The sequence below is a fragment of the Paraburkholderia sp. J12 genome, from assembly GCF_905220215.1.
In the GTDB taxonomy this organism is placed as follows: domain Bacteria; phylum Pseudomonadota; class Gammaproteobacteria; order Burkholderiales; family Burkholderiaceae; genus Paraburkholderia.
Window position 1 is genome coordinate 46980 of record NZ_CAJMZC010000019.1, and the last position, 21033, is coordinate 68012.

The 21033-nt window shown below is 63.9% G+C and carries 21 protein-coding genes; 12 read left to right on the forward strand and 9 right to left on the reverse strand.

From position 1 onward, the window contains the following. Positions 1-180: 180 nt before the first annotated feature. The 3 genes from U5760_RS28215 to U5760_RS28225 are packed head-to-tail and all read left to right on the forward strand — an operon-like array spanning position 181 to position 2848. Positions 181-1197 (forward strand): aliphatic sulfonate ABC transporter substrate-binding protein, encoded by a 1017-nt coding sequence (locus U5760_RS28215; RefSeq protein ID WP_322015596.1) that lies wholly within the window; start codon positions 181-183, stop codon positions 1195-1197. 11 nt (positions 1198-1208) lie between these two features. Beyond that, a complete protein-coding gene (locus U5760_RS28220; protein WP_322015597.1) occupies positions 1209-2057 on the forward strand; it encodes an ABC transporter permease in 849 nt (282 codons plus the stop codon). Next, complete coding sequence (locus U5760_RS28225) at positions 2054-2848, forward strand: ABC transporter ATP-binding protein (protein WP_322015598.1); 795 nt, start codon at positions 2054-2056, stop codon at positions 2846-2848. The genes U5760_RS28220 and U5760_RS28225 overlap by 4 nt, the downstream gene beginning before the upstream one ends. A 53-nt stretch (positions 2849-2901) precedes the next feature. On the opposite strand, the gene U5760_RS28230 is transcribed toward U5760_RS28225, so the two are convergent. Then, positions 2902-3828 carry an AraC family transcriptional regulator gene (locus tag U5760_RS28230; RefSeq protein WP_322015599.1) on the reverse strand — a complete coding sequence of 309 codons (927 nt, stop codon included), beginning with the start codon at positions 3826-3828 and terminating at the stop codon, positions 2902-2904. Between the two features lie 170 nt (positions 3829-3998). Here U5760_RS28230 and U5760_RS28235 point away from each other — a divergent pair, with 170 nt between their 5' ends. Continuing rightward, positions 3999-4898 (forward strand): DMT family transporter, encoded by a 900-nt coding sequence (locus tag U5760_RS28235; protein ID WP_322015600.1) that lies wholly within the window; start codon positions 3999-4001, stop codon positions 4896-4898. Between the two features lie 33 nt (positions 4899-4931). Here the strand turns inward: U5760_RS28235 and U5760_RS28240 are convergent, their stop codons facing one another. After that, complete coding sequence (locus tag U5760_RS28240) at positions 4932-5351, reverse strand: tautomerase family protein (RefSeq protein WP_322015601.1); 420 nt, start codon at positions 5349-5351, stop codon at positions 4932-4934. A gap of 41 nt (positions 5352-5392) precedes the next feature. Continuing rightward, positions 5393-6181 carry an SDR family NAD(P)-dependent oxidoreductase gene (locus tag U5760_RS28245; protein WP_322015602.1) on the reverse strand — a complete coding sequence of 263 codons (789 nt, stop codon included), beginning with the start codon at positions 6179-6181 and terminating at the stop codon, positions 5393-5395. A 183-nt stretch (positions 6182-6364) separates the two neighbouring features. Here U5760_RS28245 and U5760_RS28250 point away from each other — a divergent pair, with 183 nt between their 5' ends. Together U5760_RS28250 and U5760_RS28255 are read left to right on the forward strand one after the other, a co-directional pair. Then, positions 6365-6850, forward strand: a complete 486-nt coding sequence (locus U5760_RS28250; protein ID WP_322015603.1) for a helix-turn-helix domain-containing protein — start codon at positions 6365-6367, stop codon at positions 6848-6850. Between the two features lie 66 nt (positions 6851-6916). Beyond that, positions 6917-7816 (forward strand): LysR family transcriptional regulator, encoded by a 900-nt coding sequence (locus tag U5760_RS28255; protein WP_322015604.1) that lies wholly within the window; start codon positions 6917-6919, stop codon positions 7814-7816. Here U5760_RS28255 and U5760_RS28260 read toward each other — a convergent pair. Then, a complete protein-coding gene (locus tag U5760_RS28260) occupies positions 7807-8217 on the reverse strand; it encodes a carboxymuconolactone decarboxylase family protein (protein WP_322015605.1) in 411 nt (136 codons plus the stop codon). The two genes, U5760_RS28255 and U5760_RS28260, sit on opposite strands and share 10 nt — an antisense overlap. 575 nt (positions 8218-8792) lie before the next feature. On the opposite strand from U5760_RS28260, the gene U5760_RS28270 reads away from it, so the two are divergent. Then, a complete protein-coding gene (locus tag U5760_RS28270) occupies positions 8793-10124 on the forward strand; it encodes an MFS transporter (protein ID WP_322015606.1) in 1332 nt (443 codons plus the stop codon). Here the strand turns inward: U5760_RS28270 and U5760_RS28275 are convergent, their stop codons facing one another. From U5760_RS28275 to U5760_RS28285, 3 genes are all read right to left on the reverse strand, one after another. Beyond that, positions 10125-10610, reverse strand: a complete 486-nt coding sequence (locus tag U5760_RS28275; protein WP_322015607.1) for a MerR family transcriptional regulator — start codon at positions 10608-10610, stop codon at positions 10125-10127. It abuts the gene before it with no gap. A gap of 70 nt (positions 10611-10680) precedes the next feature. After that, on the reverse strand, positions 10681-11307 hold the full coding sequence (locus tag U5760_RS28280) for an SGNH/GDSL hydrolase family protein (protein WP_322015608.1): 627 nt from the start codon (positions 11305-11307) through the stop codon (positions 10681-10683). Between the two features lie 152 nt (positions 11308-11459). Next, a complete protein-coding gene (locus tag U5760_RS28285; RefSeq protein ID WP_322015610.1) occupies positions 11460-12365 on the reverse strand; it encodes a LysR family transcriptional regulator in 906 nt (301 codons plus the stop codon). 114 nt (positions 12366-12479) lie between these two features. On the opposite strand from U5760_RS28285, the gene ampC reads away from it, so the two are divergent. The 3 genes from ampC (at position 12480) to U5760_RS28300 (ending at position 15744) form a co-directional block, all read left to right on the forward strand. After that, positions 12480-13652, forward strand: a complete 1173-nt coding sequence (gene ampC, locus U5760_RS28290) for a class C beta-lactamase (protein ID WP_415914193.1) — start codon at positions 12480-12482, stop codon at positions 13650-13652. 130 nt (positions 13653-13782) lie between these two features. Beyond that, the gene (tehA, locus tag U5760_RS28295) at positions 13783-14778 is read left to right on the forward strand and encodes a dicarboxylate transporter/tellurite-resistance protein TehA (protein ID WP_322015612.1); all 996 of its coding nucleotides are present in this window, start codon (positions 13783-13785) and stop codon (positions 14776-14778) included. Positions 14779-14991: 213 nt separating this feature from the next. Further along, complete coding sequence (locus U5760_RS28300) at positions 14992-15744, forward strand: SDR family oxidoreductase (RefSeq protein WP_322015613.1); 753 nt, start codon at positions 14992-14994, stop codon at positions 15742-15744. A gap of 40 nt (positions 15745-15784) precedes the next feature. On the opposite strand, the gene U5760_RS28305 is transcribed toward U5760_RS28300, so the two are convergent. Further along, positions 15785-16354: a TetR/AcrR family transcriptional regulator gene (locus tag U5760_RS28305; RefSeq protein ID WP_322015615.1), complete on the reverse strand. Its 570-nt coding sequence runs from the start codon at positions 16352-16354 to the stop codon at positions 15785-15787. Between the two features lie 156 nt (positions 16355-16510). Between U5760_RS28305 and U5760_RS28310 the strand changes: the two genes are divergently transcribed. Together U5760_RS28310 and U5760_RS28315 are read left to right on the forward strand one after the other, a co-directional pair. Continuing rightward, positions 16511-17107: a 2-hydroxychromene-2-carboxylate isomerase gene (locus tag U5760_RS28310; RefSeq protein WP_322015616.1), complete on the forward strand. Its 597-nt coding sequence runs from the start codon at positions 16511-16513 to the stop codon at positions 17105-17107. Positions 17108-17149: 42 nt separating this feature from the next. Beyond that, complete coding sequence (locus tag U5760_RS28315) at positions 17150-18796, forward strand: AMP-binding protein (protein ID WP_322015617.1); 1647 nt, start codon at positions 17150-17152, stop codon at positions 18794-18796. 79 nt (positions 18797-18875) lie between these two features. Here U5760_RS28315 and prpR read toward each other — a convergent pair whose 3' ends face one another. Continuing rightward, entirely contained in the window at positions 18876-20855 is a 1980-nt protein-coding gene (prpR, locus tag U5760_RS28320) for a propionate catabolism operon regulatory protein PrpR (protein ID WP_322015618.1), read from the reverse strand. Positions 20856-21033 lie beyond the last annotated feature (178 nt).

Here is a 21033-nt window from a genome sequence, read left to right on the forward strand (position 1 = left end):
CGATGCCCACACGGGTGGCACGGCTATTTGCTTCAGCGCGAGGTCTCCTTATGCGCGTTGCGTCATTTGCTTTGCTCGAATCGTCAGTTCGCCGCCAGACAGGCTGCCGTTAGCATGATCTGTTTCGCCGCCGCTGGCATGCACTGCCGTTGCGGGACAACGACCGACCGGGGAAACACCATGAAACACCTCAGACGGACTCTCGCCGCCTGCACGAGCGTTCTCGCCATCGTCTTCGCCTTTACGCTGGCGGCCTTCGTGCCGCAAGGCGCGCAGGCCGCGGATGCGGTGCCTGCGGAGCTGAAACTCGACTACGCGTACTATTCGCCGGAAAGCCTCGTGATCCGCCGCAATGGCTGGCTCGAACAGGAGTTCGCGCCGGACCACACGAAGGTCACGTGGGTGCTGAGCCTCGGCAGCAACCGCGCGCTCGAATACCTGAACAGCGGCGCGATCCAGATCGGCTCCACCGCGGGGCTCGCCGCCGTGCTCGGCAAGGCGAACGGCAATCCCATCCGCACCGTTTATATCTTTTCGCGCCCCGAATGGACCGCGCTCGTCGTGCGCAAGGATTCGAATATCCAGTCGCTCGCGCAGCTCAAAGGCAAGAAAATTGCGGCGACGAAGGGCACCGACCCGTATCTCTTCACGTTGCGCGCGCTTCGCACGGCGGGGCTCTCTGCCGATGACGTGGAGATCGTCAATCTGCAGCATCCAGACGGCCGCACCGCGCTGATCAATGGTCAGGTCGATGCGTGGGCGGGGCTGGATCCGCATATGGCCGCCGCACAGATCGACAACGGCGCGCGCCTGCTGTACCGGAACGTGGACTTCAACACCTGGGGCTTTCTCAACGCGCGCGAGGACTTCATTGCGCAGTATCCGGCTGCACTGGCTCGCGTGCTGAAGGTTTATGAAAAGGCACGGCTGTGGATCGCGGCACACCCCGAGGAGACCGCGCAGATCATCGCTGACGAATCGAAGGTTTCGCTCGCGGTCGCGAAGCTGCAACTGAGCCGCAACGATTTCAGCCAGCCGCAGCCAGGGCCGCGCCAGATCGCGGCGCTCAAGGCCGCCGCGCCGATCCTCACGCAGGAGGAGCTCGTGAAGCCGGGCACGAATCTCGATCAGGTGATCGACGCGCTAATCGACGTGCAGCCCGGCAAAGCCGTGATCGCGGCCACCGGCGCGCAGTGACGGATCGTGCGATGGCAACCGACGAGTCCCTGATACTGCGCGAGCGCGAGGCTAAGCCTGGCGCCCGGCAGGTTGCTGCTACCGGCCATAGCCTGCGCCGCTGGCATTGGGCCGGACTCGCGTTGCCTGTGCTGTTTCTTGGCGTCGTCGAAATACTGGTTCGGCTGCACGTGCTGCCGGACAATCTGGTGCCGGCGCCTTCCACGATTGCGCAGACGCTAATGCAGATGGGCACAGAGCGATTGCTGCGCCACGTCGCAGCGAGTACCGTGCGCGTGCTCGCCGGTTTTGCCATCGGCGCGGTGCTCGCGCTCGTCGTAGGCGGCGCAATGGGTTTGAGCCGCAGGCTCGATGCGCTGCTGGACCCTTCTTTTCAGGCACTGCGCGCGATTCCGTCGCTTGCCTGGGTGCCGGTGCTGCTGCTGTGGATGGGTATCGACGAGGCGCCCAAGATCGCCCTCGTTGCCATCGGGGCTTTTTTCCCGGTGCATCTCGCGGTCGTAGCCGGTATTCGCAACGTCGATCGCAAGCTTATCGAACTGGGCGCCGTCCATCGTCTCGGTCCGGTACGCATGCTCGCGCGCATCCTGTTGCCGGCTGCGCTGCCGCAACTTTTCACGGGTTTGCGCACGGGCCTGAGCCTTGCCTGGATGTTCGTGGTTGCTGCCGAGCTGATTGCCGCGACGCGCGGCCTTGGCTATTTGCTGAGCGATGGCCGGGAAACGGGCCGACCCGATATCGTGTTCGGCGCGATCCTCCTGCTGGCTCTGATGGGCAAACTGACCGACGGTTTGATGAAGGCGCTCGAAGTGCGCGTGCTGGTATGGCGCGATACGGGCGCCGCTGGGAGGCAGGCATGAGCGAGCCGTTGCTCGACGTGCGGGTGCGCGCGAAGCGGTACGACGGCCGCACGGTCCTCGCGGATACGCGGCTAACGATCCACCCGGGCGAGATCGTCAGTCTGCTCGGACCGAGCGGTTGCGGGAAAAGCACGCTGCTGCGCATCGTGGCCGGTCTGGACCGCGATTTCGATGGCGAGGTCGCGTTGCGTGGCATCCGGCTCGATGGTCCTTCGCCGGAGCTCGGCGTAATTTTTCAGGAACCGCGTCTCTTGCCGTGGCTCGATGTCGCGAACAATATCAGCTTTCCTCAACGCGCACGCGGCGAGGCTGCACGGCAAGCTGCGGCATTGCTCGATGAGGTAGGACTGCCAGGCATAAAAGAAAGCTTGCCGAAGGCGCTTTCGGGCGGCATGGCACAGCGCGTTGCGATTGCGCGCGGGTTGTTTTCGCGGCCCTGCATGCTGCTGCTGGACGAGCCGTTCAGCGCCGTCGATGCGATCACGCGCACGCGCCTGCAGGATCTGCTGCTGGCGGTGACCCGCGCGCACGGCATGGCTGCGTTGATCGTCACTCACGATATCGACGAGGCGCTGCTGCTGTCCGACCGCGTGCTGGTGATGCAGGCCGGCGAGGCAGGTGCCGGAGGCGGCATCGTTCACGAACTGCTCGTGACGACGACGCGCCCGCGCGAACGTCACGCCGCGGAAGATGCGCCGCTGCGCCGGGTTTTGCTGGATCGTCTGGCTGCGCGATCGGATCGGGCAGCGACCAGCGCGGCGAGAACGGTGCCTGCTTGCCCCTCATGTTAGAAGGGCCGGCGCGCACCCGCCGCATCGCATTTCGTGTGGGGCAGTAGGCCGCGTTAGCGGCCTTGAATCTGTAGCGCCTGCCGGTAGGCGTTCGGTGCAACGCCGAGCGCGTCGCGAAAGCGATGGCTGAAGTGGCTCGCATTCGCGTAGCCGCACTCCGCCGCGACCTTCGCGAGCGGCAGGTCGCCTGTGCGCAGCAGGGCGCGCGCCCGCTCGAGACGCTGGGCCGCGATCCAGGCGTGCGGCGATTGCCCGAACGAGGCGCGAAACATGCGGGCGAAATGGTATTCGGAGAGGCAGGCGATCTCCGCCAGTTCGCCGAGCGTCATGGGATTGCCGAGATGGGCGTCGATATAGTCGCGCAGACGCCGGCGCGTGGCGACCGAAAGGCCGCCTTTCACCTGCATGCCGGGGCGGCGTATGCCTTGACTCTTCAGCAGCAAGCTCAGCACTTCATGGGCCGTTTCATTGCTGCGCAAAAGGCCTGCTGGATCGGCCCAATCCTCGCGGGCAATCGTCTGGCACAGTGCGGCGATCTGTTCGTCTTCGAAATAGGTGCGGTCGGCCAGCGTGAGTTCGCGGGGTTCCTGGTCGAGCTCGCGAATGGCGCGCTGCGTGAAGTGCTCGGGCAGGAAATACAGGTGCATGAAGTGCATGTGGCCCCGCACCCACCAGCGCGATTCGTGATCGCCCGGCAGCGCGCACAAGCGGCTCGGCGCGCCGTACACCCCCGGTAGTTTCTGCCGCTCCGTGCGGTAGCCGCCGTCGAGGTAGCACGACAGCGTGTGATGGCCCGGCCGCTCATAGATGGTCTCGGCCTCGCGCGTCTCGCGGGTCCAGACGGCCACGGCGATCTGGTCGCCGAGCCAGGCAAACCGCTCCAGCGTCGCGTTGGCCTCGCTCAGCGTGCGGCATACCGAATGCAGCCCGAAGGGCGTATCGGCGATGTCGGGCATGGCGGTGGAAGGCTGGGCGTTCATGGCTGGGATGGCAGGCAGCGGGCGAGAACCGGTGGGCGGGCAGGAACGCAGAGTATACGCTCAGGCCCGCACCGGAGTTTCCTATCGGCAATAAATGCGCAATCCTGGACAAATGCACGGCGCCGCGGCGCGCGATAGTAAGCGTATCGAATCCAGGCCATTTTCCAGTCATGAATCTCTTCCTTTACGTGCTGACCGTTTTGATCTGGGGGACCACCTGGATCGCCATCAAGTGGCAGCTCGGCGTGGTGGCGGCGCCCGTTTCGATTGCCTGGCGCTTCGGGCTGGCGGCCATCCTGATGTTCGCGTTGCTGCTCGCCATGCGCCGCCCCATCTTGCCGCCGCGCGCGGCATGGCGATATCTGGTGGCGCAGGGCCTCGCGCTCTTCTGCCTCAACTTTCTGTGCTTCTACTACGCCGAAAACATCGTGCCGAGCGGCCTCGTGGCCGTGGTGTTCTCGACGGCGCCGCTGCTCAACTCGATCAATGGCCGCCTGTTCATGGGGCGCCCGCTCCAGCCTGCCGCCGTGGGCGGCGCCATGCTGGGCCTGATCGGGATCGTCTGCCTGTTCCTGCAGCAGATGGCCGGGAATATCGGCAATCAGACGGTGTGGCTGGGCCTCGCCGTCGCGTTTCTCGGCACGCTGTGTTTCTCGGCTGGCAACCTGCTGTCGAGCCGCATGCAGTCGATGGGCCTGCATCCGCTCGTCACGAACGGCTGGGCCATGCTGATCGGCACCGCTGTGCTGCTCGCCGGCAGCGCGCTGGCGGGCTTGCCGTTTCGCCTCGAGATGGATGCGCGCTATCTCGGCGCGCTCGTGTATCTCGCGGTGGCGGGCTCGGTGATCGGCTTTACTGCTTATCTGATGCTGGTGGGGCGGATCGGGCCCGAGCGGGCCGCCTATTGCACGGTCCTGTTTCCGATCGTCGCACTGGCGGTTTCGACTGTGTTCGAGGGCTATCGCTGGACGTGGCTGACTGTCGTGGGTCTCCTGCTGGTGCTGGCGGGCAATCTGGTGGCGTTCGATCTGACGCGGCGTTTGTTCGTGCGGCGCGCACGGACGGCGTGAAGGGAATCGATGCCGTGCGCGCGGGTCGTTGCTTCAATAGGGCGAGGGCCGGTTCTCCGTACGCCATTTGAGGTCCGCCGCTGTACCGGGCCGTGGGGGCTTGAGGCCGGAGATCGTCCACAGCCCAAACGGCGTTTCGCCGATATGCATCTCCCAGCGCAATCCGCGCTCGCCGATGAAAGGCGCGAGGCGCTGTGCGACATGATTCATGAACCGTTCCTGTTCGGCCGGATCCTCGATCTGCCGCGCGATGTGCTCGACCCGGATCCGGACGAAATCGTCGGTGGGCTCGCCGCCGATCAGAAACGATGCAGCGGGCAGCGGCTGGAACAGCACGTTCACATAGAAGCGCGGCAGAAACCCGTCGTAGAACCCGACGATACGATCGGCAATTTCCCGCTTGTCGGCGTCCGTGTACGCGTTTTCCGGGTGGTAAATATTCCAGAGCGGCATGGGCAAACCTCGTTGTAAAAGGATGGTGTCGCCGCCGCGGGTCAGCCGCGGCTATAGCGTGCGGCGGGCTGGCCGCTCTGCATAACGGCCTTGACGAGCTGGCCGCGTGCGCCTTCGAAGGTCTGCCACGTGCCGGGATCGTCGAGCGTAGGGAAGCACACGGCCTCTCCCTGGTCGAGCGCGCGCAGCGCGGTATCGACGAGCGTTTCCGGCGTCATGAAGAGCGCGTCGGGGAACGGAGCGGGGGCGTCGCCGAAGAACTCCGTACGCACCGGCCCGGGCATGACGGCCTGGACGATGACGCCCGCCGGTGCGAGTTCGGCATGCAGCGCGCGCGTGAAGTTGAGCACGTAGGCCTTCGATCCGCTGTATGCGCCCGCACCCGCAACCGGCATCAGCGCGACGATCGAGCCGATGTTGACGATCGTGCCATGTCCCTCCGCGCCGAAGCGGCGGGCCGCCGCAAGCGAAAGCCGGGTGAGTGCGAGCACGTTCACCCGGATCAGGGAATCGACGGCCTCCGGGTCGACCGATGAAGCGAGACCGAGCGCACCGAGACCGGCGGCATTGACGACACCGCCAAGATTCGCAGTTCTTGCTATCAGTGCTTCGACTTGTGTCAGATCGTTGTCGTTCGCAAGGTCGGCAACTACGGTTTGCACGTCGCTGCGGTACTTCGAACCAAGCCGCGTAGCGAGCGCATCGAGGCGTTCGCCCCGGCGGGCGATCAGGATCAGGTCGTGCCCACGCGCGGCAAGACGGTCGGCATACACGGCGCCGATGCCCGACGACGCACCGGTGACGATAACTCCACTTCGAGCTGGCTTCATGCGTGAATCTCCGAAAGGGATCAATGACAGCAAGCTTGTAACTCTTATAATTAGAGTAAATGACGAGTAAAGCGCCGTCAAGCGTCTCCAGATGCGTTACGATGGCGGCGCGGCGCCGGGCGATTCGCAAGGTGTCCCGTTCAAACCAGGCCAGATGCAATGAAATCCAAGAGTTTTGATGGCATGACCTGTTCGATCGCCAACGTGCTAGACGCGCTAGGCGATCGATGGGGCATGCTGATCGTGCGCGATCTGGCGCTCGGTCTGCGGCGCTACGACGACTTTCGCCAGTCCACCGGCGTGACCCATGCCACGCTGTCCAGCCGGCTGAAAACGCTGGAAGACAACGGGCTGATCGAGCGGCGGCTATACCAGTCTCGACCCGACCGTTACGAATACCACCTGACGCCGCGCGGCAAGGACATTGGCGTCGTTCTGATGGCGCTCGCGCAGGTGGGGGACGTCTGGAATCTCGCGGAGCTGGATGGGCCGCCGTTGAAGTTCGTCGATGCGCGAACGGGTCATGCGGTGCGGCTCGCACTGGTCGATGCCGAGAGCGGCGAACCGCTCGCGTCGCCAGACTTGAGAGTGGAGGCGGGCCTTGGTGCGGACGATCTCATGCACTGGCGGCTGGAGAAAACGCGCTCGCGGCGCGGCGATGCGCAATGACCGGTGCCGGGTAGCGCCTGCGCGGCCTGACCTCGTTATAACCCCTTTGGGCTCCACCATTACGCAATGGATAGTCTTGAGAGCATGTCGGTGTTCGTCGAGATCGTGACCGCCGGCAATCTGACCATGACCGCCGAGCGGCTGGGTCTCTCGCCGAGCATGGTCGGCAAGCATCTGAATGCACTCGAAGCGCGCCTCGGGGTGAAGCTGCTGCATCGCACGACGCGGCGCCATCAACTGACCGAAGCGGGCGCGTTCTATCTGGAGCGATGCCGCGACATTCTCGAAAGAGTCAAGGCCGCCAACGACGAGGCCTCGGCATGGCATGGCAATCCGGTTGGCCAGTTGCGTATCGCGGCGCCTGTTTCGTTTGGCGTCACCCAACTCGCGCCGGCGGTTTCCCAGTTTCTCGCGCAATATCCCGGCATCGACATCGAGCTGGTGCTGACCGATGCAAGTGTCGATCCGGTGGGGGATGGTGTCGATCTTGCCTTCCGTATCGGGCCGCTCGCCGATTCGTCGTTGATCGCCCGGCCGCTGCCTTCGTATTACCGCATGGTCGTGTGTGCAGCGCCCGAGTATCTGGCACGGCGCGGAACGCCTGCCGTGCCCCAGGATCTGCTGGGCCATGACTGCCTCGGGCATACGCGTTGGGGACCGGGCCATGCGTGGCGCTTCGACGGGCCGGATGGGCCGGTTGAAGTTCCCGTGACTTACCGCCTGCGCATCGACAACGGCCCCGCGCTACGGGAAGCCGCGCTGGCGGGCGGCGGCATCATCCGGCAGCCGTTCAGCCTCGTGAAGACCGACCTCGAAGCCGGCCGGCTGCACCTTCTGCTGGCTGATTACCGTTCGCACGGGCGCGACCTCTACCTGCTTTATGCACGGGATACGGTTGCGCCCGCCAAACTGCGGACCTTCGTCGAGTTCGCGCTCGGTCGGTTTGGTGTCGCCGATCAGGGTTGAGCGGTTTCAGGGGATTCGGCAAAGACTTCCGCAGCGACTCCCAGCGCGTTGTTGACCGCTGCGCCGCCGGCATAGAACATCGTTTGCAGGATCGACTCGATGATCTGCTCACGCGAGGCGCCAGCAACGAGCGCCGCTTCGATATGCGCACGCAGTTGCGGTAGCAGATATCCCTGTGTCACGCAACATGCGATCACGACCAGCTCACGCGTCGCCAGATCGAGTCCCGGGCGATCCAGCACGCCGGCGAAGGCCCACTGCATGGTCATCGTGAGGAAGTCGGGGCACAATTCTTCGCGTGATTCGGCCAGTTGCTTGCCGCTGTGCTTGCCATGCAATTGCTCGAAAAGCGCAAGGCCTCGTGCGTAAGTATTGTCTCTCGGAAGAAGGGGGCGCGTCATGGTGGTCCTCGTGATGAATCGCCAGGGAGCCGGCGAACATTCGCAGTGTGTGGCGAGACTCGACCGCGAAAAAGGCCGTTTCAGTACGTTCATTTCGCACCCGGAGTGGGGAATCGATTTGTAAGGCAGGGGCAATGGGGCGTAACGCCCGCGGGGGGCACTTGCGTCAACGCGAGGGATGCCCGCTTCGTTCGTTAAAGGCGGAAAACGCACGCTGCCCGCCGGCGATCAGTGCAGGTAGGCTGACGAACGAGTCTCCGCCAACCAGCGCGTTGATCGCACCCGCGAATAACCCAGCATAGAAAATCAGAACAAAAGAATGCATGGCGTGCGGGGTTTCATCGTGGCGCTCCTGCGTATGGGTTGACAGCTTAGGTAGCATGCTTTAAAAAGTAAAGCAGAAGTCGATCGCATACGCTCGCGTAGACGCAATTCACCGGAACGGGAGCCGCCAGTGCATTTTCACTGGGGATGCGATGATAGGCCCCGATGCGGCGATTGCAGACCCTTGGCGCGCGGGCCGCGTGATGTGCGCCAGAATGTGCGAGTCAAAAAATTTTCCGATGTCGAACACCATGAACCATCTCCGCTGGAAAATCGTCGCTTTTCTGGTCGCGCCGATGACCTTCGTGATGACGCTCGATCGCGCCGCCATGGCCGTGGCCGCCCCGACGATCCAGAGCGAACTGGGTCTGTCGATCGTCCAGATGTCGATGATCCTGACCGTGTACTTCTGGACCTACTCGATCGGGCAGGTGCCGGCAGGGCGCGCGGCGGAACGCTTCGGCTCGCGCAAGGTGCTGTTCGGCACGAGCGTGTTGTGGTCGCTCATGATGATCGTTACCCCCATCGGCAAGTCGTTCGCGTGGCTCTTCGGCTGCCGGCTGCTGCTGGGCGGTGCACAATCGGCGGACTGGTCGAGCGGTATCGTCGCGCTCAAGCGCTGGTTTCCGCACAGCGAGCGCGCGAAGGGAAACGCCATCCTGCTCGCGGGTCTCTACCTCGGCCCGATCGTTTCCGCACCGCTCACGGCCTGGATCATGCTGCGCTTCGGCTGGCATGCCGCTTTCTATGGGTTTGGCGCGCTGGGGCTCGTGCTGGGCGCGATCTGGTGGCTGGGCTATCGCGACACGCCACAGGCGCATCCGCTCATCACGAAGGCCGAGGCTGATCACATTGCCGCGGGCCAGTTGCCGGAAAACCCGCAAGTGAAGGGGGAATTCCTGAAGTGCCTGAAGCTGCCGCGCTTCTGGGTGTTCGGCGTCCAGTACTTTCTGCTCGTGCTGATCCAGAGTTTCTACACGACCTGGCTGCCCACCTACCTGATGCGTGCGCGCGGTCTCTCGCTCAAGGCGGTGGGCGTGTATGCGTCCTTGCCGTGGGTAGCAGTGTTCGTGGCGGTATTCGTGGCCGGGGTACTGTGCGACCGGCTGCTGCGGATCACAGGTTCGATCTACTGGGCGCGCACGCCGGTGGCCATTGCGGGGTTCATTGCGAGCGCGCTTGCGCTGATCGCGGCGTCGCGGGCACAGACGATCGTGGCCGTCATGGCGTTGCTGTGCATTTCGTTCGGGGCCGTGGGATTCGTGCAGGTCGTTGTGTGGTCCACCACGCAGGATCTCGGGCGGGCGTACACCGGGGTCATGTCGGGCTGGACCAATGTGTGGGGCGCGCTCTCCAACGTCGCAGGCCCGATGACGGTGGCGTTCGCCGTGAAAATCACCCACAGCTGGGAAAGCGGCATGGTCGTGATCGGCACGGCAGCGGCGGGCGGGGCGCTCTTGTGGCTGTTCGTGCATCCCGAGCGGCCGCTGCAGGTGGGCACGCCCACGACAACGACGCCAGCGGGCTCCGTGCTCCCGGCGCAACGGGAAGCGCCGGGCAAGACGGATGCCGATCTCTTCTAGCTAGGCAGGACTGCTCAGTACCATGAAGACCGCTTGGGTGCTGGCAATCGTCACTCCGGCCGAAGTCATCAGCGCGCTCGCAAACGCTAGGCGGCTGCCCGTTTTCGTCACACTGACTCCCTGTTTGTTTGCGGCCCGCTTCTGCCGTTCGAGAAACCAGTCGATATGGGCAACGAGGCGCTTGCGCAGTGTGTGCCGCTTTGCGATTTCCGCATCGACTTCGGCGATCCGGTCTTCCAGCATGGCGATCATCTGCTCGATCGTGAGCGAGCCGGTGCGATAAGCCGGCAGCACTTCGGCTATCCGCTTCAGCGAAAAGCCGGTTTGCCGCGACATGACGACGAATCGCAATTCGCGGATCATGCTGTCGTCGAACTCGCGATAGCCGGAAGGGCGCCGCGTTGCCTCGATCAGTCCGAGACTTTCGTAGTGCCGGATGGTATGCACGGAAATGCCCGCGCGCCGTGCGAGTTCGGAAATCTGCATGGGCAAAGACTAGCAAGCTTCGGGTTACACGAAGGTTCCAGCGTCGCAGTTTTTTTGCGAATCATGGCGTCTACTGTTTCGCCGGCGCGTTGGCGTCCCCGGCCTTGAGCAATTGCTCGACCGAAGGCAGCAGCCGTTGCGCGAGCTTCTGATAGCCCTCGGGCGTCAGATGCTGGCCGTCCGCCTGGCGCAAGTCGCCCACCCCCTGAGTCATCTTCCCGTAGTAGGTAAAGCCGAACTTCTTCGTTTCGTCCTCGAGCACGCCAAAGTGGCAATTGGAGTCGAGAGTCAGGACCTGGAAATGATGCTGCTGCATCCATGACAGCGTCGAATCGATACCGTCACGGAAGCTGGACTCGCTGGACTGGTGCTTCTTTCCGCAATCGTTCGAGCCGGGCTGATACAACACCAGCCGCGTCGAAGGCGGCAGGGCCTCGTCCAGGCGTTCCATTTCATCGGCCACCGTGTCGCCGCTTACGCCCTGATTCGAAACGGTGACGTTGAACCCGTCCTGCTTGAGCAGGGCCTCCAGTCGCGCCGGGTAGGCTTCCTCGGGCGCGACCCCCTTGCCGGCTGTCTGGCTCGCGCCGAATGCGACGATCTCCACGGCAGCTTGAGCCGGCTGCTGGGCGTTCGCCACAGCAGGTGCCATGAGAACCACGGCAAGCAAGGCAGCGGGCAGGGCATGGCGGACCATATTGGGACTCCGATGAAAAGGGTGATGTCGAATATAAAGGGAGGCCAGGAAATTTAAAATGGTGCAGACCGCAAGCCAGAATTTGCAAGTTGATCTATTTAGCTCAACTCGTTAACTGAATCCCCTGGGTTGAAAGAGGCGACGCTTTGCCGTCATGCACGGATAGTATCGCCCTCGTCGAAGTTTGCCGATCCCTCACTGGCTTCTTTCACGATCCATTGATTGAACAACTGCATGGCGGGTGTGGCCGGCTTGCCCTTTTGCCAGGCGAGCCAATAGCTGCCCGCCTGCACCTCGATATCGAAAGGACTCACGAGGCGCCCCAGAGCGAGATCGCGCGCGAACATCGAAGCGGGCACGAGCGCCACGCCTGCGCTCTGAATGGCCGCTTCGACCATCAGCCGCGACGAGTCGAACACCGGCCCGCGCGCGGGCCGCGGCGCCATTCCTGCCTTGGCGAACCAGTGCATCCAGTCGTCGGTGCGATAGGAGCGCAAGAGCGTTTCCCGGGCAAGATCAGCCGGCGTGCGCAACCTCTGCGCGATTTCCGGCGTGCAGAGCAGCGAGAGCGGGGCGTCGAACAGTTTCAGCGTATGCGAGCCCGGCCAAGCGCCGTCGCCGAAACGGATCGCAAAGTCGAGGCCCTCGGCGGCCAGATCGACGAGATTGTTGTTCGTCAGCATGCGCAATTCGACGAACGGATGGAGCGCGTGAAATGACTTCAGCCGCGGCATGAGCCAGCCCACCGCAAAGGTGCCCACGGCGCCCACCGTCAACACCTCGTGAAAATGGCCGCCCTCGAACTGCCGCAACACGGTTTCGATGCGGTCGAACGCGTCGCTGAGCACCGGGCGCAGCGCGAGTCCTTCGTCGGTTACCGCCAGCCCGCGCGGCAGGCGCTTGAACAGCGCGACACCCAGCCGCTCTTCGAGCGCCCGCACTTGCTGGCTCACCGCGGCCTGCGTGACGTTCAATTCCTGCGCCGCACGCGTGAAGCTCAGATGCCGGGCGGCCGATTCGAAGGCGCGCAGCGCATTCAGGGGTAAATGGGGGCGCATAGGTGAGCCATAAGTTAATCTGGGCCATTGGGCAATTTATCATCGTTTGCCACAACGCCCCGAAAACGCGACAGTGTTGGCTTTCCCACTCTCTCAGGAAGGAAGCTGGCAATGATGCTCGGGAACACCCTGTCTCACTCGGCCAAGGCGTTTTGCGCGACGGTTGCGCTGCTCGCCGGCACGCAGGCCGCCGAAGCGGCGCCGGACCGCGTTCAGTCCGTGGTCGACGATGCAATAGCCCCGCTTATGCAGAAAGACCAGATCCCGGGTGTGGCAGTCGGGATTGTCGTGGCGGGGCAGCCGAGGGTGTTCAACTACGGCGTGATGTCGAAGGAAACCGGCCGGCCCGTGACGAACGCGACGCTGTTCGAGCTGGGGTCGGTGTCCAAGACGTTTGCGGCCACACTCGCATCCTGGGCCGGGCAGAACAATCAGCTGTCCCTGTCCGATAACGTGGCGAAGTATCTGCCGTCCCTGAGCCATCGGCCGTTCGGCAGTCTGAGTCTGCTCAATCTCGGCACGCATACGCCGGGGGTCCTGCCGCTCCAGGTGCCGGACGAGATTCACTCCGATGCGCAACTGCTCGACTATCTCGCGGCCTGGCATCCCACCTATGCGCCCGGCACCTATCGCACCTACTCGAATCCCGGCATCGGGGTGTTGGGTCTCGCCGCCTCGAAGAGCATGGGGCAGGACTACACCGCGCTGGTCGAGCAACGCCTCTTTCCCACGCTCGGCATGAAAAACAGCTTCATCGACGTGCCGGCGTCGCGCACGGTCGACTACGCGCAGGGGTATGCGAAGGACGGTAAGCCAGTCCGCCTGACCGGCGGCGTGATTGCGCCGCAAGCGTATGGCGTGCGATCGACCGCGGCCGACCTGGTTCGCTTCATGCAAGGCAATATGCAGCTGATCGAACTCGACCCGTCGCTGCAGCGCGCGATCACGGCAACGCACACCGGCTACTTCAAGGCCGGACCCATGACGCAGGACCTGGTGTGGGAGCAGTATCCCTGGCCTGTGTCGCTGGATGCACTCAGGGTCGGCAACGGTCCGGATATGGCCTACAAGGCGACGCCCGTAACCCGAATCAGCCCGCCCGAGGCGCCGCGCAACGACGTGTGGATCAACAAGACCGGCTCCACCAACGGTTTCGGTTCGTACGTGGCCTTTGTTCCGGGGCAGAGGTTGGGCATTGTCATCCTCGCCAACCGGAATTTCCCGATTGAAGACCGCGTGGCCGTTGCCTACCGGATCTTGACTTCGCTTGCAAACATGCATCCGTGAACGCCCGCGCGGGCGTGAGACGTTCGAGCATATTCTTGAGGTCCCCGGGCATTCGCACGGCCGGCGCCTGCGCCTAAAGTCACACCCATCGAAGGACGGCACGGGCCGTCCCCTCTTTCGGAGTGGTGCGATGAATGCCTGGATCACGAAACATGAACCGATGCCCGCGGGTTTCTTCGGCATCGCAGTCGGTATGCTGGCGCTGGCCGGTGCCTGGCGGGTGGCGGCAAAGCTCTGGCAAGTCCCGCAGCAGGCGGCCATGCTCATGACGATGGTGGCCGTGATGGTGTGGGTAGCGGTCATGACGCTGTACGCGCTGAAGTGGCTCGTGCACCGCGAAGCGGCGCACAAGGAGTGGCAGCACGAGGTGCAATCCTCGTTCGTTGCGCTGGTACCGGTTTCGACGATGCTGGCCGCGCAGGCGGTCAAGCTCTGGTCATACGATTTCGCGCTCGCGTTGTTCGCGGTCGGTGCCATCGGGCAACTGGCGGTGGGCGTGATGCTGCATGGCCGGCTGTGGCAGGGGGCGCGAAACGCCGAGTTCGTCACGCCGGCGATCTATCTGCCGACCGTGGCGCCTGGCTTCGTCGCCGCGACGACGGCGGCTTCGTTCGGTTTTCCCGAACTGGCCGCCTTGTTCTTCGGCGCCGGTGCGCTTTCGTGGCTCGCGATCGAATCGATGCTGCTCAACCGGGCCGCGCACGGTGCGCCTACCGCCCCCGCGCTGCGTCCGACGTTCGGCGTGCAACTGGCGCCCCCGGTGGTCGGCGGTGTTGCGTGGATGGCCGTCACGGGTAGCGGTTTTTACACTGGCCTGAGCGGCGGTGCCGACCTCGTGGCTTACGCGCTGCTGGGCTACGGGCTCTATCAGGCGGCACTGTTGCTGCGTTTGTTGCCCTGGATTCGGGCTAACGGATTCACGCCTTCGTACTGGGCGTTCAGCTTCGGCGTAGCTGCGTTGCCGACGCTTGCGATGCTGATGGCGCAACGCGGCGCCCCCGGCTGGGTCCATGAACTGGCCTTCGCGCTGTTCGCGGCGTCGAACCTGGTGATCGGGCTGCTGGTCGTGAAGACCGTTGGTTTGCTCCTGGCGGGTAAGCTCTTCCCGGTACGCGCCGCATCATGATGGCGGGTTAAAGCCGGCCTCGAAGGTCTTGCCACCGAAGCCGAAGCTGGAATGGTTCCAGCTTCGGCTTGGTTCGTTGTGGGCCTTGCCGCTCCGATCACCCTGCCAGTCGCACAAACCTGCCGTGCAGGCGATCGAAATTCCGTGTTGACAAGGGTCGCCGTTTTAATTAACTTTCGTTAACTAAACGATCGTTCTATAAAAGGAGGCGACATGGTTTCAGGCGATCCGCAGCACAATTCTCAGCAAAAAGTCGCGCTGGTCATCGGTGCGGGCGACGCGACAGGTGGAGCCATTGCACAGCGCTTTGCCCGCGAGGGGTATATCGCGTGCGTGAGCCGCCGGTCGGCGGACAAACTCGAGCCGCTTGTGTCGCGCATTCGCGAGGCGGGCGGGCAGGCGTTCGGCTACGGCAGCGACGCCCGCAAGGAGGAAGACGTAATCGCGCTGATCGAGCGCATCGAAGCCGAGCACGGGCCGATCGAAGTGATGGTGTTCAACATCGGCGCGAACGTGCCGTGCAGCATTCTGGAAGAGACGGCCCGGAAGTACTTCAAGATCTGGGAGATGGCCTGCTTCAGCGCGTTTCTCAATGCCCGCGAAGTGGCCAAACGCATGGTGGCGCGCGGCCGGGGCACCCTTCTCTTTACCGGCGCCACGGCGGGCGTGCGTGGCTCAGCGGGCTTCGCGGCGTTCGCTGGCGCCAAGCACGCGCTCCGCGCGCTCGCGCAGAGCATGGCGCGGGAACTGGGGCCGCGAAACATCCACGTTGCGCATGTGATCGTCGATGGTGCGATCGACACGGACTTTATCCGCACGACGTTTCCCGAACGCTATGCGTTGAAGGACCAGGACGGCATCCTCAATCCTGAGCATATTGCGGAGAACTACTGGTATCTGCACCAGCAGCCGCGCGATGCGTGGACGTTCGAACTGGATCTGCGTCCGTACATGGAGCGCTGGTAAAGCGGCACTTACCCCCGGACGTACACGCATCATGCGCGCGCTACTTCAGGGTGTCGATGCCCAGTACGTCGGCGAGAAGACGCCGGCTGGAAGCGAGAATCTCCCGGCGGCTGCGCTCGCTTTCGACGGTGCGGGCGAGCAGCAGCGCACCGACACACTGCGCCATGATGGCCCATGCCGCGTCCTTGTCGTCGAGGTGCGCGCTCCAGCTCTTCTGGATGCGCTTGAGCGACTTTTCGACCTCGCTGCGCGCTTCGGGCGTGGCCCGGGCAATTTCCGGCCCGAGCGCGGGCAGCGCACATCCCGATTCGGGGTGCAGGACATGGTAGGTGCTCAGATAGCTGCGCAGACGCGCGGCAAGATCGCTCGCCGGAGCGTTTTCGTCGACGGCAAGCAGGTCGGCGCTATTGGAGGCTTCCTCGCTGACCAGCGCGTCGAAGAGCGCCTGCTTGGAGGGGAAATGAGTGTAGAAGGCGGCACCCGTGAGACCGATCGACGCCATCAGTGCGTCGATGCCGGTGGAGGCAAAGCCGTCTTCCTTCGCAATTGCGCGACTGCTTTCCATCAGCTTGCGTCGCGTTTCCTCTTTGTGAGCGTTTGAATAGCGCATGGTCGATTTCGGACAGGATCGAGTCGAAGCCGAGAATAGCATAACTATCGTTAACTGAACGTAAGTTCACTATTGATTCCGGCAATTTACTCCGTTAGAGCAACGGATACGAACGGGCGCCAACGAGCGCCGCAACAAAGGACGAGGGAGGAAGGCATGACGAAATCGGTGGAGTTTTATTTTGACTTCGGCAGTCCAGCGAGTTATCTCGCGTGGACGCAGCTTCCGGGCATTGCGGCCCGGCATGGGGCGGAACTCGTCTACCGGCCCGTTCTGCTAGGCGGGATCCACAAGGCGACGAACAATGCGTCGCCTGCGGTCATCCCTGCAAAGGGTGCCTGGATGCAGGTGGACCTCGCGCGCTTTGCGCGGCGCTACGGTGTGGTGTATGCGTACAACCCGCATTTTCCGATCAACACGCTCATGCTGATGCGCGCGGCCACCGGGGCCCAGATTCACGACGCATCGCTGTTCCTGCGCTATGTCGATGCGGTCTATCGGGCCATGTGGGAGCGCCCCTGCAACATGGCCGATCCGGCTACCATCCGCGCCGTGGTCGAAGGCGCCGGGCTCGATGCCGCACAGTTGTTCCAGTTCGTCGAAGACGCAGACGTGAAGGAGAAGCTGAAGCGGGACACGGAGGCGGCCGTCGCGCGCGGTCTCTTCGGCGCGCCCACAATGTTCGTGGGCAAAGAAATGTTTTTCGGGCAGGACCGGCTCGATTTCGTCGAGGAAGCGCTCGGGCAGGCATGACGGTTCGGCCGCATCAACAAGAGACATGACACGGAGACAAGCATGGAGCGAAGCTGGCTGGGGCAGTATCCGTCGGGTGTGCCGGCGGACATCGATCCGTCCGGATACGAATCGGTCACGGACTTTCTGACGCGGGCGGCAGCGGCCAACCCGGCGCGGACCGCCGTGTGTTGCGGCGAGGTGGAGCTCGACTACGCCACGCTCGATGGACTGAGCGAAGCGTTCGCGGCCTGGCTCCAGGTGGTCGAGCGTCTTCCGGCCGGTAGCCGCGTCGCGCTCATGATGCCCAACGTGCTCCAGTATTCCATTGCACTTTTTGGCGTGCTGCGGGCCGGGATGACCGTGGTCAACCTGAATCCGCAGTACACCGAACGGGAAGTGTCGTTTCATCTGGGTGACAGCGGGGCGGCGGTGCTGGTGGCCTGGGAAGGGGCCGCTGCGATTGCACGCGTGGCAGCAGATCAGGCCGGCTGCCGGCTGATTCTGGCATCCGGGGACGAGATGCCGGAATTGCCTCGGCTGTGGTGCGAGCAGAATGGTGTTGCAAATGACGGCGGCGCAGCGATCGGGGAAGGAAAAATCTCGACCTTCGCGCATGCGCTCCGGGAAGGGCGCTTTCAGGCAAGACCTCATACTCCGCTATCAGCCGACGCTATTGCCTTCCTTCAATACACAGGCGGCACGACGGGCAGCCCCAAAGCCGCTGTCCTCACGCACCGGAACGTGATCGCGAACGTTCTGCAATTGTTCGCCTGGTGCAGGCCGGTTCTGGACGGGCCGGACGTGTGCGTGGTGACCGTGCTGCCGATGTACCACATCATGGCCTTGACGGGAAACTGCCTGCTTTCCACCGTGAGCGGCTGGAAGAACGTTCTGGTTTCGGATCCGCGCGATCTTCCGAATCTCGTGCAGCAGTGGCGTCGCCATCGTTTCTCGTTCTTCGTCGGCGTCAACACGCTGTTTAGCGCCTTGCTCGACTATGCGCCTTTTCGCGAGCTCGATTTCGATGGCCTCCTCTATACGTGTGGAGCCGGGGCGGCGGTGCAGCCCATCGTCGCTTCGCGATGGCTCGAGTTGACGGGATGCCGCCTCTCAGGCGCATACGGTCTCACGGAAACGTCCCCCACGGTCTGCATGACCCCGCCGGCCGCGGCCGGCCGCACGCAAACCGTGGGGGTGCCCGTTTCCTCCACACAGGTGCGCCTGCTCGACGAACTCGGTCATGACGTGAAGCCCGGCACGCCGGGGGAGATCGTCGTGAAGGGGCCGCAGGTCATGCGCGGTTACTGGAACCGGCCGGAAGAGACGCAGGCGTCTTTCACGCCGGACGGTTTTCTGCGGACCGGCGACGTTGCGGTCATGGACGCCGACGGCTACGTCACGATCGTCGATCGCAAGAAGGACGTGGTGCTGGTGTCGGGCTTCAATGTCTATCCGAACGAGATCGAAGGGGTGGTCGCCGGCCATCCCGACGTTCGTGAGTGCGCCTGTATCGGCGTGCAGGACGAGCGGACCGGCGAAGCGCTCAAGGTGTTCGTGGTGGCCCGCAATACCGGCTTGACCGCCGATGCGTTGCAGCGATACTGCCGCGAGCGGCTGACCGGCTACAAGGTGCCGCGGCAATTCGAATTCCTCGACGCGTTGCCGAAGTCCACGGTGGGGAAAATCTTGCGCCGGGCACTGCGATAGTCAAGGATTCTTCGAATGCGCCTCGAACGGATCCAGCTGGCAAGGTCCTTGCAGATCCCGCTGATTCGCAAGAGGTAATTCAGTCGGTTGCTCCTTTCATCAGCCGCCATAGGGTCGTGCGGCCGATGCCAAGCGCGCGGCTCGCGGCGGCGCGATTGCCGCCGTGCGCGGCGAGTGCGCACTCGATGTCGGCGCGTGTGACGGTGGTGCTCTCGTGGTGTGCTGTGGCTTTGGCATCTGCGTCGGTTGCAGCGCGGCGACGGCGCTGTGGTGCCTCGATCGCCATATTGCTTGCATCGAATTCCGGAAATATATCGGATAACGAAGCAATGACCGTGCCGTCGGTATCGTCGCCGAGAAAGATTGCCGCCCGCGCGAGCAGATTCTCCAGTTCGCGGACATTGCCGGGCCACGCATAACTCGCGAAGTGCGGCGCGAACCGTGCGAGCACGCGCTCGATCGCGGCGGCGCGCAAACCGTATCGGTCGGCCAATCGTTCGAGCAGATGACGCGCGAGCGTGGGGATATCCTCGCGGCGCTCGCGTAGCGGCGGCAGCGTAATGTGCAGCAGGTTGAGCCGGAAATACAGGTCGGCACGAAACGCGCCTTCCTGGACCAGCTCGCGCAGATCGCGATGGGTCGCGGCGATCACGCGCACATCCACGGGTGTCGCGCGGCTCGCGCCGAGCTTCATCACCTCGCGTTCCTGAAGCACGCGCAGCAGACGGCTTTGCAGTGCGGCCGGCATTTCGCCGATCTCGTCGAGAAAGATCGTGCCCGTATGGGCGATCTCCACGAGTCCCGGCTTGCCGCCGCGCCGCGCGCCCGTGAACGCGCCTTCCTCGTGGCCGAACAGCTCGCTTTCGATCAGCCCCTCGGGCAGCGCCGCGCAATTGAAGGCGACGAACGGATTGCCGCGCCGCCGGCTCGCGTTGTGGATGCCCTGAGCGACGAGTTCCTTGCCCGTGCCGCTTTCGCCCGTGAGGAGGACAGTGGCGTCGTGCGCGGCGCTCATGGTCGCGAGGCGCCGCACGCGCGCCACTGCGGGTGCTTCTCCCACCAGATCGTCCAGCTCGTAGCGCGCCACCAGATGGCGCGGCCTCTGCGTCGTGCGCAGCGACCGGTCGATGCGCTGCGCGACGAGCGCATCCTGCACGGTCACGACGGCGCCCGAGCGCGCCCCCTGCTCGACGATGGGCACACAGCTCACGATGACCGAGCGGACGCCGAACTGCTCGATGCGCTCGTCCACGGGCGCATCGCTGCCGGCCACTTCGCGCAGCAGCGGGCCCACCGTGCGCGCGAGTTGCGTGTTCACGTCGCGCGTGCGGTCGAGGCCGAGCAACTCGAGCATCGCGGGGTTGACGGCTTCGAGAGCCCCGGCTTCGTCGAAAGCGGCCACGCCGTCGCGCAGGTGCGCCACGATCGTGTTCAGGCGCACGCGCTTCGATTCCTTCTGGCGGCTCACGCGCGCGAGTTCGACCGAGCGCTCGAAGGCCTCGTGGACCGCGCCCACGGAATAGAGGAACACGCTTTCGAGCCCCGCCGCCTGGGCCAGATCGCAGGCCATGCCCGGGCCGATGATGACGCGGCAACCTTCGCCCGCGAGCGTCGTGACGGCAGCGCGCACTTCGTCGACGGAGCGATAGGCGCGCTGCGTGAGACGCAGGTTTAGCCACGCGCCGAGGTCGGCTAGTTCGTGCGAAACGCTTTCGTGCAGGATCAACCCGATCGGCGCGCCGGGCCAAGCGGCGTTCGCATGCGTGATGGCGGCCAGCACGTCGAAGCCGTTCACCTTCACCATCACGACGGGCACGCTCAGGTTGTCGCGCAGGTAGGCGCCGTTGGAGCCGGCGGCCAGCACCACGTCCACCGTGCCCGCCTCGATATAGGGTTGCAGCGCCGTGACGGCATCGCCGTAGCCTTCGCGCACGTAGAAGAAGCGCGCCTCTTCGGCATAGCGCGGCGCGACGGTCTCGCAGAGATTGCGCAAGCGGCTGATGCTGACGAGTGCAATGTTCGGGCGATTGGCGGGCTGAGAGAGGCTGGGCGGCGGCATGGCGGGATTCCGACGAACGGTTTTTTGAAACGTTTCATGGAACGTTTTGGAGATTGTGGCATGAAACACTTGGCGTAAGTGGACTAGGCCTAACTATTTGTTTTATAAGAGTTCATGAAGATTTCTGTTCTCTGGCATGTTTCATGCAGAAGTCTGCCCATCTCACAACAAGACACCA